The sequence below is a fragment of the Bradyrhizobium sp. 159 genome (assembly GCF_023073795.1).
Taxonomy (GTDB): domain Bacteria; phylum Pseudomonadota; class Alphaproteobacteria; order Rhizobiales; family Xanthobacteraceae; genus Bradyrhizobium.
This window is the reverse complement of sequence record NZ_JADPKE010000059.1, coordinates 98,441-112,987: the sequence shown is the minus strand read 5'-3', so window position 1 is coordinate 112,987 and position 14,547 is coordinate 98,441. Positions and strand designations below refer to the sequence as shown.

Annotated in this window: 11 protein-coding genes; 8 read left to right on the top strand and 3 right to left on the bottom strand. The window is 63.8% G+C overall.

What is annotated here, in order from left to right:
* Nucleotides 1-186 precede the first annotated feature (186 nt).
* The 3 genes from IVA96_RS16535 (at nucleotide 187) to IVA96_RS16525 (ending at nucleotide 3,513) form a co-directional block, all read left to right on the top strand.
* Nucleotides 187-1,005, top strand: a complete 819-nt coding sequence (locus IVA96_RS16535) for an ABC transporter permease (RefSeq protein ID WP_247418260.1) — start codon at nucleotides 187-189, stop codon at nucleotides 1,003-1,005.
* A gap of 122 nt (nucleotides 1,006-1,127) precedes the next feature.
* The gene (gene phaZ, locus IVA96_RS16530; protein WP_247281986.1) at nucleotides 1,128-2,456 is read left to right on the top strand and encodes a polyhydroxyalkanoate depolymerase; all 1,329 of its coding nucleotides are present in this window, start codon (nucleotides 1,128-1,130) and stop codon (nucleotides 2,454-2,456) included.
* 217 nt (nucleotides 2,457-2,673) lie between these two features.
* Nucleotides 2,674-3,513 carry a SprT family zinc-dependent metalloprotease gene (locus IVA96_RS16525; protein ID WP_247418258.1) on the top strand — a complete coding sequence of 280 codons (840 nt, stop codon included), beginning with the start codon at nucleotides 2,674-2,676 and terminating at the stop codon, nucleotides 3,511-3,513.
* Nucleotides 3,514-3,817: 304 nt separating this feature from the next.
* On the opposite strand, the gene IVA96_RS16520 is transcribed toward IVA96_RS16525, so the two are convergent.
* Nucleotides 3,818-6,028 carry a penicillin-binding protein 1A gene (locus IVA96_RS16520; RefSeq protein ID WP_247281984.1) on the bottom strand — a complete coding sequence of 737 codons (2,211 nt, stop codon included), beginning with the start codon at nucleotides 6,026-6,028 and terminating at the stop codon, nucleotides 3,818-3,820.
* 168 nt (nucleotides 6,029-6,196) lie between these two features.
* Between IVA96_RS16520 and IVA96_RS16515 the strand changes: the two genes are divergently transcribed.
* The gene (locus IVA96_RS16515; RefSeq protein WP_247281983.1) at nucleotides 6,197-6,622 is read left to right on the top strand and encodes a DUF1330 domain-containing protein; all 426 of its coding nucleotides are present in this window, start codon (nucleotides 6,197-6,199) and stop codon (nucleotides 6,620-6,622) included.
* Nucleotides 6,623-6,738: 116 nt separating this feature from the next.
* Here IVA96_RS16515 and IVA96_RS16510 read toward each other — a convergent pair whose 3' ends face one another.
* Nucleotides 6,739-7,965, bottom strand: coding sequence for an ABC transporter substrate-binding protein (locus tag IVA96_RS16510; RefSeq protein WP_247281982.1), 1,227 nt, complete (start codon nucleotides 7,963-7,965; stop codon nucleotides 6,739-6,741).
* A gap of 357 nt (nucleotides 7,966-8,322) precedes the next feature.
* Between IVA96_RS16510 and IVA96_RS16505 the strand changes: the two genes are divergently transcribed.
* Nucleotides 8,323-8,853 carry a methylated-DNA--[protein]-cysteine S-methyltransferase gene (locus IVA96_RS16505; protein ID WP_247281981.1) on the top strand — a complete coding sequence of 177 codons (531 nt, stop codon included), beginning with the start codon at nucleotides 8,323-8,325 and terminating at the stop codon, nucleotides 8,851-8,853.
* Between the two features lie 47 nt (nucleotides 8,854-8,900).
* Here IVA96_RS16505 and IVA96_RS16500 read toward each other — a convergent pair whose 3' ends face one another.
* Nucleotides 8,901-11,690: a [protein-PII] uridylyltransferase gene (locus IVA96_RS16500; RefSeq protein ID WP_247281980.1), complete on the bottom strand. Its 2,790-nt coding sequence runs from the start codon at nucleotides 11,688-11,690 to the stop codon at nucleotides 8,901-8,903.
* 187 nt (nucleotides 11,691-11,877) lie between these two features.
* Here IVA96_RS16500 and IVA96_RS16495 point away from each other — a divergent pair, with 187 nt between their 5' ends.
* From IVA96_RS16495 to IVA96_RS16485, 3 genes are read left to right on the top strand one after another with little or no spacing between them, the layout of a single operon-like run.
* On the top strand, nucleotides 11,878-12,849 hold the full coding sequence (locus IVA96_RS16495; RefSeq protein WP_247281979.1) for an aliphatic sulfonate ABC transporter substrate-binding protein: 972 nt from the start codon (nucleotides 11,878-11,880) through the stop codon (nucleotides 12,847-12,849).
* Nucleotides 12,850-12,889: 40 nt separating this feature from the next.
* A complete protein-coding gene (locus IVA96_RS16490; RefSeq protein WP_247282056.1) occupies nucleotides 12,890-13,735 on the top strand; it encodes an ABC transporter permease in 846 nt (281 codons plus the stop codon).
* 4 nt (nucleotides 13,736-13,739) lie between these two features.
* Complete coding sequence (locus IVA96_RS16485) at nucleotides 13,740-14,525, top strand: ABC transporter ATP-binding protein (protein ID WP_247281978.1); 786 nt, start codon at nucleotides 13,740-13,742, stop codon at nucleotides 14,523-14,525.
* Nucleotides 14,526-14,547 lie beyond the last annotated feature (22 nt).

Here is a 14,547-nt window from a genome sequence, read left to right as displayed (position 1 = left end):
AAGGCAACGGGTGCTCCTTTCGTCATTGCGAGCGAAGCGAAGCAATCCAGAATCTTTCCGCGGAAGGACTCTGGATTGCTTCGTCGCGTCAGCGCAAAATTGCTACACAATTTTGTCGCGAGCTCCTCGCAATGACGTCTTGGATAGACCGTGCGCGGCATTTCCATCGCTATCCGGGAGGGCGCCGTGAGCGAGCTCTCCCTCCGCCGCGGCATCTCCGCCCATCGCATCGGCGCGATGATCCTGCGCTATTGGTATCTGTTGATGTCGTCCTGGCCGCGGCTGCTCGAGCTCTTGTATTGGCCGGCGCTGCAAGTCATCACCTGGGGCTTCCTCCAGCTCTATATCGCCGAGAATGCCAATTTCTTCGCGCGCGCCGGCGGCACGCTGATCGGCGCCGTTATCCTCTGGGACATTCTGTTCCGTGGGCAACTCGGCTTCTCCATCTCGTTCCTCGAAGAGATGTGGGCACGCAACATCGGCAACCTTATGATGAGCCCCTTGAGGCCGATCGAATTTCTGCTGTCGCTGATGGTGATGAGCCTGATCCGGCTCGCGATCGGGATCATTCCGATGACGCTGCTCGCGCTGTTCCTGTTTCACTTCAATGTTTATGCCCTCGGCCTGCCACTGATCGCCTTCTTCTGCAATCTGATCTTCACGAGCTGGTCGGTCGGCATCTTCGTCTCGGGCCTGGTGCTGCGAAACGGCCTCGGCGCCGAGAGCATCGTCTGGACCTTGATGTTCGCAATCCTGCCGCTCGCCTGCGTCTACTATCCCGTCAGTGTGCTGCCTGCCTGGCTGCAATACGTCGCCTGGGCGTTGCCCCCGACCTATGCCTTCGAGGGAATGCGCGCGCTCCTGATCGAGCAAACCTTTAGGACCGATCTGATGCTGGAGGCGTTGGCCATCAACGCAGTGCTGCTGGTCGCAGCTTTTGGGGCATTCCTTGCCCTATTGCGAAGCGCCAGGAAGCACGGTTCGCTGCTCTCGGCTGGCGAATAACGTCACTTTCCCGTGGATTCATGCTGGTTTTGGCGCTTCCGCTACGTAGATGTACGGAACCATGCATTGACGCAATATTGCGCATTCGGCAGTATGCTGCGATGCGAAGAGGGATATAAGCGATGCCTATTGGTGAGTTTGGCGGCGCGCCGCCCCTGGCGGCTGAAGGCAGTCCGGTCCTGACGACGCCGATGTACTGGATGTACGAGATGGCGCAAGCCTCTCTCAATCCGGCGCGCGCGGTCACCGATGCGACCAAGCTCCTGTTTCAGAATCCTCTCAATCCCTGGGCGCGTACCGAGGTCGGCAAGTCGGTCGCCGCGGCCTGCGAATTGTTCGAGCGCACCACGCGCCGCTACGGCAAGCCGGAATGGGGCCTCAACGACACCGAGGTCAATGGCATCCGCGTCCCCGTCGAGATCCGTTCGGTCTGGGAAAAGCCGTTCTGCAAGCTGCTCTATTTCGATCGCAAGTTCGCTCGCCCCTTGCGCAGTCCGCAGCCGCGCGTGCTGATCGTGGCACCGATGTCCGGCCATTATGCGACGCTGCTGCGCGGTACGGTCGAGGCCTTTCTGCCCGCGCATGAGGTCTACATCACCGATTGGGCCGATGCCCGCATGGTGCCGCTCAGCGAGGGCCGCTTCGATCTCGACGACTACATCGACTATGTCATCGAGATGCTGCACGTTCTCGGCGGCAACACCCACGTTATGGCGGTGTGCCAGCCCTCCGTCCCCGTCGTCGCCGCCGTCTCGATCATGGAAGCACGGCGTGATCCCTTTGTGCCGACCTCGATGACGCTGATGGGCGGGCCGATCGATACCCGCCGCAATCCGACCGCGGTGAACAACCTCGCCCAGGAGCGCGGCATCGACTGGTTCCGCAACCACGTCATCACCAAGGTGCCGTTCCCGCATCCGGGCATGATGCGCGATGTCTATCCGGGTTTCTTGCAGCTCAACGGCTTCATCAGCATGAATCTCGACCGGCATATGGATGCCCACAAGCAGCTCTTCGCCAATCTGGTGAAAGGCGACGGCGATCTCGTCGACAAGCATCGCGAATTCTACGACGAATATCTCGCAGTCATGGACCTCTCCGCGGAGTATTATCTGCAAACCGTCGACACCGTGTTCGTGAAGCACGCACTGCCGAAGGGCGAGATGACCCATCGCGGAACACGCGTCGATCCTTCCAGGATCACGCGCGTGGCCTTGATGACGGTCGAAGGCGAGAAGGACGATATCTCCGGCCTCGGTCAGACCGAAGCAACGCACACTTTGTGCAGCGGGATTCCCGATCATCGCCGCGTTCATTACGTCCAGAAGGGCGTCGGGCATTACGGCGTGTTCAACGGCTCGCGCTTCAAGTCGGAAATCGTGCCGCGGATCCATGATTTCATGGTGTCGGCGGCGAATCCGACCTCGCTGCAGGCGCTCGCGGCCGAATAGTCGCGTATTTCGGCTTTCCCGTCGAAAATTCCTGCCCTGCCGGAGCCTTTTGGAGCGGACGGTTCCGTCCAGATTCGCGGTATTAAGGTAGCCTCATAGGAGTGAGTCGCTACTCACCCCTTGGGGGTGCCGCATGCGTCCAGCGGGGAGGAAAATTGATGGTTCCAACCCCAGTCTGTAGGGTCTCCCGGACGCCTGACCGCTGTATATTGGGCAAATGATTTGTTTTTGCGCCGAGCGCTTCCCATGGCGGCGGTTATGGCAGAATCCGGGCGCCCTCCTGCCCCCCGGACTGACAGACATGGCCACTCGCGCGCTCCTTTATCGGCGGCCCCACGAACCAAAGACCCTCGTCATCACCCACGGCTCGCAATTTTTTGCGATCCGGCTGCGCCGCCACAGACGCGCGCGACGCTATACGCTCAGAATCCATCCGAGCGATCGCGAAGCCATCCTCACCATGCCGCCGCGCGGCACGCTCGCCGAAGCAAAAGAGTTCGCGCAGCGTCACGGCGCTTGGATCGCCGCACGCCTCGGCCGGTTGCCGAAGGCGGCTCCGTTCCAGCCAAGCACGGTGATACCGTTGCGCGGCACGCCCCATCGCATCGTTCATCGCGCCGGCCAGCGCGGCACGGTGTGGACCGAGATGCGCGAGTCCGGCGAACGCATTCTCTGCGTCGCCGGTGGTCTCGAGCATGTCGACCGCCGCGTCAGCGACTTCCTCAAGCGTGAGGCGCGCCGCGATCTCCAGCGCTCAGCCGAGGCCTACGCGGCCGAGCTTGGCGTCAGGGTCAAGCGGCTCTCGATCCGCGACCAGTCCAGCCGCTGGGGCTCCTGCACCTCGGCGGGCTCGCTGTCGTTCTCCTGGCGGCTGATCCTCGCACCGCCCTTCGTGCTCGACTACCTCGCCGCCCACGAGGTCGCCCATCTCGTCGAGATGAACCACTCGGCGCGGTTCTGGCGCGTCTGCGGTAAGATCTGCCCGTCGATGGAACGCGCCAAGAAGTGGCTCGACACGTGCGGGAATGATCTGCACCGGTATGGGGTCGAGGATTAGGCCCTGCTTTTGCTGGAAGGTGTCATCGCCGGCCTTGTCGGCGCTTGCGCACCGGAGCGGGCGATCCGGTATTCCAGAGGCAGTGATTGTTTGGTCGAGAGGCTGCGGCGCGCTGGATTCACCGCCCAGCCATCATCGGCCTCCGTCGAACGCTGCTGTTTTGCCCCGACGTGTCAAATGGTCTTGCCGCCAGCGTCAGCTGTTTTGCGATCCGCGTAAGCCGTTGATTCCTCTATCACCGGCTACTGTGCATGGGGTTGTTTTCGCAGTTTTGTTTTGATGCGCTCAGGACCTCAACCCGAATCTACCTGGTCCCGCCGAACAGCCGGTCCATCAACCAGCCGTCGAGCCCTGCCGCCGCCTCGGGGCGTACATTGGCGCGCGTGGGAGGCGGCGGGCGATAGCCGCCATTGTTCGTCGGTGCAGGTCCGGCCGCTGTCGGCGGGGAGACTTGCGAGGCGGCCTGCGCAAGGTTCGAAAGGCCCCAGCCGCCTGGTGAGCTCGGCAAGGCGGCCACCGGCACACCCTCATGTGCCGTGCGCATGAAGCGCGTCCAGACTTCCACCGGCAGCCCGCCGCCGGTGGCCTTCTTGGTCGGCGAGTTGTCGTCATTGCCGAGCCAGACGCCGGTGACGAGGTTGGCGGTGTAGCCGATGAACCAGGCGTCGCGGTAATCCTGGCTGGTGCCAGTCTTGCCGGCCGCCGGCCAGCCCGGGATCTCGGCCTTCTTGGCGGTGCCGTTGATCAAGGTCTCCCGCATCATCGTGTTCATCATGCCGACATAGCGCGGGTCGATCACCTGGTTGCGCTCGTCCGGCTGGCGCATGTAGAGCAGCTTGCCGCCGAGCGTCTTGATCCGCGTCACGACATGCGGCGCCACCGCGAGGCCGCCATTGGCGAACGGCGCATAGGCGCCGACCAACTCGACGACAGAGACTTCCGATGTTCCGAGCGCGATCGAGGCGTTCGGCTCGAGCTTCGAGGAGATGCCGAGCCGGTGCGCCGTGCGCACCACGTTCTTCGGTCCGACCTCGAGGCCAAGGCGGATCGCGACCGTGTTGAGCGACATCGCCAGCGCCTGCGTCAGCGTCACCGCGCCGAAATATTCGTGGGTGTAGTTCTCAGGCCTCCAGCCCTTGACCTCGATCGGGGCGTCCTGGCGAACGGTATCCGGCGTCAGCCCCTGCTCGAGCGCCGTCAGGTACACGAACGGCTTGAACGAGGAGCCCGGCTGGCGCTTTGCGGTGACCGCGCGGTTGTACTGGCTCTCGGAATAGTTCCGTCCGCCGACCATGGCGCGTACCGCGCCGTCAGGCGTCATCGCCACCAGCGCACCCTGGCTGACGTTGAACTTCACGCTCTTGGCCGCGAGCTCGTCGATGATGGCGGCTTCCGCCACGCTCTGCAGCTTCGGATCGATCGTGGTTTCAACCTTGATGCTCTCGTCGATCTGGCCGACGAGATCGTCCAGCACCTCGCCGATCCAGTCGGCGACGTAATTGACCGTTCCGGCGCCGACCGGCTTCACGTTATAGGAGGGATGGCCGATCGAGGCCTTGGCTTGCGCGTCGGTGATGAATTTCGCATCCGCCATCGCCGCGAGAACGATTTGTGCGCGCGCTTCCGCGCCCTCGGGATTGCGATTCGGCGCAAGACGCGAGGGCGATTTGACGAGGCCCGCCAGCATCGCGGCTTCGGCGATCGTCACGTTCTTGGCCGACTTGCCGAAATAGCGCTGCGCCGCGGCCTCGACCCCATAAGCGCCGGAGCCGAAATAGACGCGGTTGAGGTAGAGCTCCAAAATCTCGTTCTTGGAATGCTTGCGCTCCAGCCAGATCGCGAGCTCCGCCTCCTGCAGCTTGCGCTGCATGGTTCGCTCCTGGGTCAGGAACAGGTTTTTGGCGAGCTGCTGCGTCAGCGTCGAGCCGCCCTGCGAGACGCCGCGATGGAGCACGTTGGTGACGAGGGCGCGCAGGATGCCGACCGGGTCGATGCCGAAATGGGAATAGAAGCGGCGGTCCTCGATGGCGATGAACGCCTTGGGCAGATAGGGCGGCAGGTCTTTCAGCGCGACGTTGGCGCCGGCCATCTCGCCGCGCTGCGCCAGCATGCTGCCGTCGATGCCGACGATCTGGATCGTCGGCGGGCGCTTAGGGATTTCCAGCGACTGGATCGGCGGCAGATGGGCGCCAACATAGATCACGACGCCGATCACGGCGATCACGCCCCACAAGCTCAGCACCGCGCTCCAATAGACCAGACGGCCGAGGCTGAAGCCTCCGCGCGACTTTGCCCGTCGCTTGGCGCTGCCGGGGCCGGCCGATACCTTGCGCTCGCGCGGCGGCTCGTCGCCGGCATCGTCGCTCTTGCGCTTGGCGGATGATTTCGCTGATTTCTTCGGCTTGTCGTCGCCACCGGGAATGCGGTCCGCCGCGGTCAGGCGCAGGTCGGCGAGCGCCGCAGGCAAGCCGAATAGCGGCTCCTTCCGCCCACCCTTCTTCTTTCCCCACGCCATACGCCAAACGCCCGGTCAGCCCACCCCGCCGCACGCTAGCGGTCGCTGTTTAAGGCCCGGTTACCCAGAACTTAACGCGCAATTAGGAGGTGCGGCATTCGCCGGCCGCAGTTCCGCTTCTGGAGCGCCAGAGCTAGGATCGCTCGCATCAAGAAAAAGGAAACTCGCATGGGCCATATCGATCCGACCAAGGAGATCTTCGCGCATTTCCGGGAGAACGACCGCCCGGGCCCGATCCACATGCTCAATCTGGTGCGGCTACGCAAAGAGGCAGCCTATCCGGACGGCCGCAAGGCGAGCGGCGCCGAAGCCTATGCGGCCTATGGCCGCGAGAGCGGCCCGGTGTTCGAACGCCTCGGCGGCCGCATCGTCTGGCAAGGCAAATTCGAGCTGATGCTGATCGGTCCCCAGGAGGAGCGCTGGGACCATTGCTTCATCGCCGAATATCCGAGCGTCTCAGCCTTCGTCGAGATGATCCGCGATCCCGTCTATCGCGAGGCCGTGAAGCATAGGCAGGCAGCGGTGGAGGATTCGCGCCTGATCCGACACGCGGTGTTGCCGGTGGGGAAGAATTTTGGGGAGATACCGGAGTAGGCCCCGTCATTCCGGGGCGATGCGAATGCATCGAATGATGGTGCGCACTTGCGCACCTGAGAATCTCGACATTCCGGGTCTGGCGCTTGCGCGCCATCCCGGAATGACCGTTTAGCCTAGCCCGACGGCCCCGTGTCCTCGATGACCGGCCCGAACAGCTCCCAGCGTTCGCCGTTGAATTTCATCATCTGCATCTGCTTGTTGACGCGGTAGTCGTTGGGACCGGTGGTGATCTTGATGCCGGGCAGCGCCAGGCTCGGCGTATAGCCCTTGATGTTGGCGACCTGCTTCATGACGTTCTCACGCGTCAGGTCGTCGCCGCATTGCTTCAGCACCTGGACCAGGAGCTCCGCCACCGAATAGGCATAGGTGTTCACGGTGTTGAGCTTGTCGCCTTCCGGGAAATACTTGTCCATGAAAGCGAAGAAGGCCTTCACACCCGGATCGTCCTTCCACTGGGGATCGCCGGGGTCCTTGCCGTAATTGGTCGAGATGATGCCCTTGGAAATATCGAGGCCGGCCGGCTTCAGCGTCGCCGACACCGGGCTCGCATTGATGTCGAGGATATGCACCGGAGACCAGCCGAGGTCGGCGAGCTTCTTGATCGCCTGCGCCGCGAATTTCGGCGTCGAGGCGTCATAGAACAGGTCGACGCCCATCGACTTCAGCTTGACCACCTGGGAGTCAACGGTCGGATCGGTGACCTCGTAGGAGACCTCGCCGACGATCATGCTGGCGGCCTTGTCACCCAGGCCGCTCTTGAGGCCCGCGAGATAGTCGCGGCCCATGTCGTCGTTCTGGTAGAGCACGCCGATCTTGGCGTTGGGGTGGTTGGCGAGAATGTACTTGGCGTAGATCCTTCCTTCGGACACGTAGTTCGGATTGTAGGCAATGGTCCAGGGAAAGTTCTGCGGATCGTTGAAGCGCGCGGCGCCGGTGGACGCCAGCAGTTGCGGCACCTTCTTGCCGTTGAGATATTTTTGCACGGCGGCATTGGCTGCGGTGCCGATCAGCTGGAAGGTGAACAGCACCTCGTCGCCTTCGACCAGCTTGCGCACCTGCTCGACCGTCTTCGGCGGCGAATAGGCATCGTCATACTGGATCAGATTGATCTTGCGGCCGTTGATGCCGCCCTGATCGTTGATCATCTTGAAATAGGCGGCCTGGGTCTTGCCGATATTGGCGTAGACCGAGTAGGCACCGGAGAACGGAACGGTCTGGCCGATCTTGATCTCGGTGTCGCTCGCGCCGGTGTCGTATTTCTTCTGGGCGAGGGCTTGGCTTGCGGAGAATGCGAAGGCGAGCGCCGCCGTGGCAGCTAGGAAGGCTCTGCGATTGTCCATGTTGGTTCGTTCCTCCTGACGGAATTTTCGATCGATGGTCTTTGTCCGTTGATGCAACGGTCGCCATCGCTGCCGAAGATTGTGGAGGAACGTTCGCCGCCGCGCAAGGATCACGGCGCTGCGCCGTAGCGTCTCACGCTAAAAACTAGGCCAGGAACAATGCCACTAGCGCAACCGCCGCCGGCCGCGATCACGCACGGCTTGGTCTGGAACGCTAAGGCGGGATTGCCGTGGACGAGAGCGCAGAGGTTGGCAATCAAAATCAGGTTGAGCCCCCCCAAGCGTCAGCTTTCGGGTGGACGTTAGTACGGCCGGCGTGGCAAGTCCGGCGGCGTGTTTCGATGCAATGGTGCCGCAATGCCCGCTGGACCAACCAAAACGCCTGAACGCTTTGGTCTCGATCGCCTGGTGACGCCGATCGGGATCGCCCTGCTCGTCACCGATGCCGATGGCGCCTTGCGCGCGCTCGACTGGGCGGATTACGAGCACCGCATGCGCGAGCTGTTGCGCCTGCATTATGGGGTGGTGGATCTGAGCAATCAGCCTGCGCCGACGCAGATGCGGGCTGCGCTGTCGGGCTATTTTGAAGGCGATCTTGGCCAGCTCTCGTGCATCGCATGGCGCACCGCCGGCACGTCGTTCCAGCAGAAGGTCTGGACCGCACTTGCGCGGATTCCCGCCGGGACCGCGATGAGCTACGGCGCACTCGCGGCAAAGATAGGCATGCCCAAAGCCATTCGCGCCGTTGGCCATGCCAACGGCTCCAATCCGATCAGTGTGGTGCTGCCGTGTCATCGCCTGATCGGCGCCGATGGGTCGCTGGTGAAATACGGCGGTGGGCTGGAGCGCAAGCGCTGGCTGCTGCGGCACGAGGGGGTGGAGCTTTAGGTCTCTTCTTTTCGTCATTCCGCGGCACCCCGGAACGACAGACGAGATCACGCCGCCGGCTGCACCGCCTTGTCGCCGGCCATCACATGGGTCAGCGCGCTCTTGATCGCGGCCTGGCGGGTCGGCGCGTTGATCTGTGCGCCCAGAAGGTCGGTGACGTAGAACACATCGCGCGCGCGCTCGCCGAACGTCGCGACATGGGCCGAGGCGATGTTGAGGTTGAGCTTCGAGATCGCGGTGGTCAGCTCGTAGAGCAGGCCGGGCCGGTCGAGGCCGGAGACCTCGATCACGGTGTAGCGGTCGGACCATTGGTTGTTGATGGTCACTTCCGGCTCGATCACGAACGGCTTCGCCTTGCTGCGCACGGTGCGCCGCGCCACCACTTCCGGCAGGCGCAGCTTGCCTTCCAGCACGTCCTCGATCATCTCGCCGATCCGGGTGGCGCGCCGTCCCTCGTCCTCGTCGCGGTCATACTCCCGCGAGATCGAGATCGTGTCGAGCGCACGGCCGTCGGTGGTGGTGTAGATCTGGGCGTCGACGATGTTGGCGCCGGCCGAGGCGCAGGCTCCGGCGATGATCGAGAGCAGCCAGGGATGGTCGGCGGCGAAAATCGTGAGTTCGGTGACGCCACGCATCTCGTCGAAGCCGACATTGATCGCGAGTTTGTGGCCGGCCTGCTCGCTGGAGCGGACGAAGCGGGCATGGCGGATTTTTCGCGGCAGCTCGACCTTGAGCCAATAGGCCGGATAGTGCCGGCCGATATAGGCATCGAGCTCGTCAGCCGGCCATTCGGCGAAGGCCATGCGGAATTCGGCGTGCGCAACGGCGAGGCGCTTTCCGCGGTCGACTTCCGAGAAGCCGCCGGTGAGCACCGGCTCGGTCTCGTAATAGAGCGAGCGCAGCAGCTGCGCCTTCCAGCCGTTCCACACGCCCGGGCCGACGCCGCGGATATCGGCGGTTGTCAGGATGGTCAACAGCTTCATCTGCTCAACCGACTGCACCACGGCGGCGAAATTCTCGATCGTCTTGCGGTCCGAGAGGTCGCGCGACTGCGCGACCGTGGACATCGTCAGATGCTCCTCGATCAGCCAGGCCACGAGCTCGGTATCGGCCGGGCTGAAGCCGAGCCGGGGGCACAGCCGCCGCGCCACCTTGGCGCCGGCAATGGAGTGATCCTCGAGGCGGCCCTTGGCGACGTCGTGCAGCAGCGTCGCGATGTAGATGACAGGCCGGTGCTCGGGCCTGATCTTGCGGAACAGGTCGCTGGCCAGCACGAACTCCTCGATGCCGCCGCGCTCGATGTCCTGAAGGAAGCCGATGCAGCGGATCAGGTGCTCGTCGACGGTGTAGTGATGATACATGTTGAACTGCATCATCGAGACGATCTTGCCGAAGGCGCGAATGAAGTGGCCGAGCACGCCGGTCTCGTTCATCCGCCGCAGCACGATCTCGGCATTGTCGGAGATGAGGATCTCCATGAACAGCCGGTTGGCCTCGGGATTCTCGCGCAGTTGCGCGTTGATCAGGCCCAGCGAGCGCGTCACACCGCGCATCGCATCCGGATGGAAGGCGAGGTTGTTCTTCTGCGCCAGGCGGAAAATGCGGATCAGATTGACCGGATCGTGCTTGAAGACGTCGGGCGCGGCGATGTTGATGCGATTGTTGTCGACGATGAAATCGTCGCTGTCAGGCACGCGCCGCTTCACGGTGCTGGGCCGCAGCCGCGCCATCATCCGGCTCAGCACCGGCGCGGGCTTGGCCTGCTGGTCCTCGAGCTTGGCGCAGAGAATGGCGGTGAGGTTGCCGACTTCCTTGGCGACCAGGAAGTAGTGTTTCATGAAGCGCTCGACGTCCTGCATGCCGGGATGCGAGGTGTAGCCGAGCCTGACCGCGATCTCGCGCTGGAGGTCGAAGGAGAGGCGCTCTTCGGCGCGATTGCAGTAGAAATGCAGATTGCAGCGCACCGACCAGAGGAAATCGGCGCAGCGGCGGAAGCTGCGATATTCCTGCGCGTCGAACACGCCGCGCTCGACCAGCTCGTCGGTGTCGCGGACGCGATAGACGTATTTTGCGATCCAGAACAGCGTGTGCAGGTCGCGCAGGGCGCCCTTACCGTCCTTGACATTCGGTTCGACAAGATAGCGCGACTGGCCGCCGCGGCGATGCCGCTCCTCGCGCTCGGCGAGTTTTGCGGTGACGAATTCGGACGCGGTGCCCTGCACCACCTCCTTGTCGAAGCGCTCGACCAATTCGTCATAGAGCGGCTTGTCGCCGGTCAGGAAGCGCGTCTCCAGGATCGCGGTGCGGATCGTCATGTCGCCGCGCGCCTGCCGGATCGACTCGTCGACCGAGCGCGTGGCGTGGCCGACCTTCAGTCCCATGTCCCAGAGGCAGTAGAGGATGGCTTCAGCGACCTGCTCGCCCCAGGCGGTCTGCTTGTAGGGCAGGATGAACAGCAGATCGATGTCGGATTCCGGCGCCATCAGCCCGCGGCCATAGCCGCCGGTCGCCACCACCGCCATGCGCTCGGCGCCGCTCGGGATTGGTGAGCGGTAGAGATGCCGGGTCGCGGCCGAATACAGGATGCGGATGATCTCGTCCTGGACGTGGCACAGTCGCTCGGCGCAGCGCCTTCCGTGGCGGTCCCTGAGCAGGATCGCCTGTGCGGCGGCGCGCGCCGCGATCAACTCGGCCTTGAGCAATTGCGCCATGGCGGTGCGGAACGCGTCCTCGCGGCCCTCGTGCTTTTCGGCGAGCGCATCGACCGCGGCGGTGATCCGCGCGCTGTCGAAGCGGTCATCCGTTTCGGGCTTCTGCTCAGTCGCGACGCTGTCCATGTCTCACCGGATATAAGAGGCGGCAGGCGCTGTCACCCGCGATTCTCTGGCAATAGTCGTTCCATGCTGGAAAGCTGCGGCTTTGGGTAAATCTGTTCTCGGGCTGCGCGCCTGCAAGGGACGGATTTTCTCGTTGACCTCTAGAAATAACTCCTTGAAAAACAATGAAATTTTGGAGGAGCTGGGCATGGCCAGGATTACACGACGCATTCTGTTGGCAGGAGCCGTAGCGCTCGCATTGACCCCTGCGGCACGAGCGGCGGATCCGCTCAAGGAGATCCGCATCGACTGGGCGACCTACAATCCGGTGTCGATGGTCCTGAAGCAGAAGGGACTGCTGGAGAAAGAGTTCGCCAAGGACGGGGTCACGATCACCTGGGTGCAGTCGGCCGGCTCGAACAAGGCGCTCGAATTCCTTAACGCCGGCTCGATCGATTTCGGCTCGACCGCGGGCTCCGCCGCGCTGGTCGCCCGCATCAACGGCAATCCGATCAAGTCGATCTATGTCTATTCGCGTCCCGAATGGACGGCGCTGGTGACATCAAAGGATTCCAAGATCGCTGGCGTTGCCGATCTCAAGGGCAAGCGCGTTGCGGTGACGCGCGGCACTGATCCGCACATCTTCCTGGTTCGCGCACTGCTTGGCGCGGGTCTCACGGAAAAGGACATCACGCCGGTGCTGCTCCAGCACGCCGACGGCAAGACCGCGCTGGTCCGCGGCGACGTCGATGCTTGGGCTGGCCTCGATCCGATGATGGCGCAGGCCGAGGTCGAAGAGGGCGCAAAGCTGTTTTACCGCAAGGCCGATGCCAATACCTGGGGCATCCTCAATGTGCGGGAGCAGTTCCTGAAGGATTATCCGGACACTGCTCGCCGCGTCCTCGCGGTTTACGAGGAAGCGCGGAAATACTCGCTGGCGAATTACGACGAGCTGAAGAAGACTTTCATCGCGGTCACAAAACTGCCCGAGGCGGTCGTGGACAAGCAGCTCAAGGAGCGCACCGAGCTCACCCACAGCCGCATCGGCGCGCCCCAGCGCGAATCGATCCTCGCCGCGGGTCTCGCGCTCCAGCAGGCAGGCGTCGTCGACGCCAAGGTCGACGTCAAGGCGACGCTGGATGCCCTGATCGACGACCAGGTTCCGCTGCCGACGAATTGAGGCTCCTTGCATTCCCCGACCAGACGCGCTTGCTATGGCCATGATCTCCGACGCGCCAGTCCTGCAACAATCCTCGGAGCCAGCCGAAACCGCGGCTGCGCCTTCGCGCATCGTCCGCTACGCGCGGCCGGTGCTGGGTGTGCTGCTGCCGCTGACGTTGGCGCTTGGCTGGGAGCTCGTGGTCTGGGTCGGCTGGTCCAACGGACGGCTGGTGCCCCCGCCCTCGCGCGTGTTTGCCAACATCACCGAGCTCGCCCGCTCCGGCGAGCTGGTGCGCCACATCACAGCGACGCTGTGGCGGGTCGCTCTCGGCTTCGCCTTCGGCGTGGTCGCGGGCACACTGTTAGGCGCCATCTCCGGCTATTGGTCGCTGGCGCGGCGGCTGCTCGATCCGACCGTGCAGGCGCTGCGCGCGATCCCTTCACTGGCCTGGGTGCCGCTGTTCATTCTCTGGCTCGGCATCTTCGAGACCTCGAAGATCGCGCTGATCGCGGTCGGCGTGTTCTTTCCGGTCTATCTCGGCGTGATGGGCGCGATCCTCGCGGTCGACCGCAAGATCGTCGAGGTCGGCCGCACCTTCCGCCTCTCAGGGCCCGCCATGATCCGGCGCATCCTGTTGCCCGCGGTGCTGCCGGCCTATGTCGTGTCATTGCGCGTTGGCCTCGGTCTGGGCTGGATGTTCGTGGTGGCGGCCGAGCTGATCGGCGCCTCCGAAGGCCTAGGCTACCTCCTGCTCGACGGCCAGCAGCTTGGCAAGCCCGCACAGATCCTCGCGGCCATCGTGATCTTCGCCATTCTCGGCAAGCTCACGGACTGGCTGATCGAAGTCGCGGCCGCGCCCTTCCTGCGCTGGCAGGATGCCTTCGGACGCGCGAAGGGAGCGTGACGCGATGCTGGCGCTCCACCGGGTCAGCAAGACCTATCCCAACGGCGTAGAGGCGCTGGCGCGCTTCTCCGCCGAGATCCACCAAGGCGAGATCGTCGCCATCATCGGCGGCTCCGGCTGCGGCAAATCAACATTGCTGCGCGCCATCGCCGGCCTCGATCGCGCCAGCTCCGGGACGGTGACGCTCGACGATGAGGCGATCGCCTCGCCGCATGCCAAGATCGGCATCATCTTCCAGGAGCCGCGGCTTTTGCCCTGGCTCAGCGTCGCTGACAATATCGGCTTCGGACTTGCCGATCTGCCCGCAGCCGAGCGGCGCGAGAAGGTGGCGCGCGCGCTCGAACGCGTCCGGCTCACCGAGAAGGCGCAGGCCTGGCCGCGCGAGCTCTCCGGCGGGCAGGCGCAGCGCGTCGCGATCGCACGCGCACTGGTGCCGCAGCCGGAGGTGCTGCTGCTCGATGAGCCGTTCTCGGCGCTTGACGCCTTCACCCGTCGCGACCTTCAGGATCATCTGCTCGACCTCTGGGCCGATACGCGGCCGACCTTGATGCTCGTCACACATGACGTCGACGAAGCTGTCGTGCTGGCCGATCGCGTGCTGGTGATGCGGCCGCGGCCCGGCCGATTGTTCGATCGGATCGAGATCAATCTGGGTCGGCCGCGCGACCGCAATTCGCCGCTGTTCGAGAACTTCAAGCGAAGTGTGCTGACGTCACTCGACCGTTCACTCGACCGCAGCGTGCCCGACCGTGACGCAACCCAGGGTCCCGGTCAGGCCATGTGGTGGTGACAATTCGTCTCCAAGCCGGTAC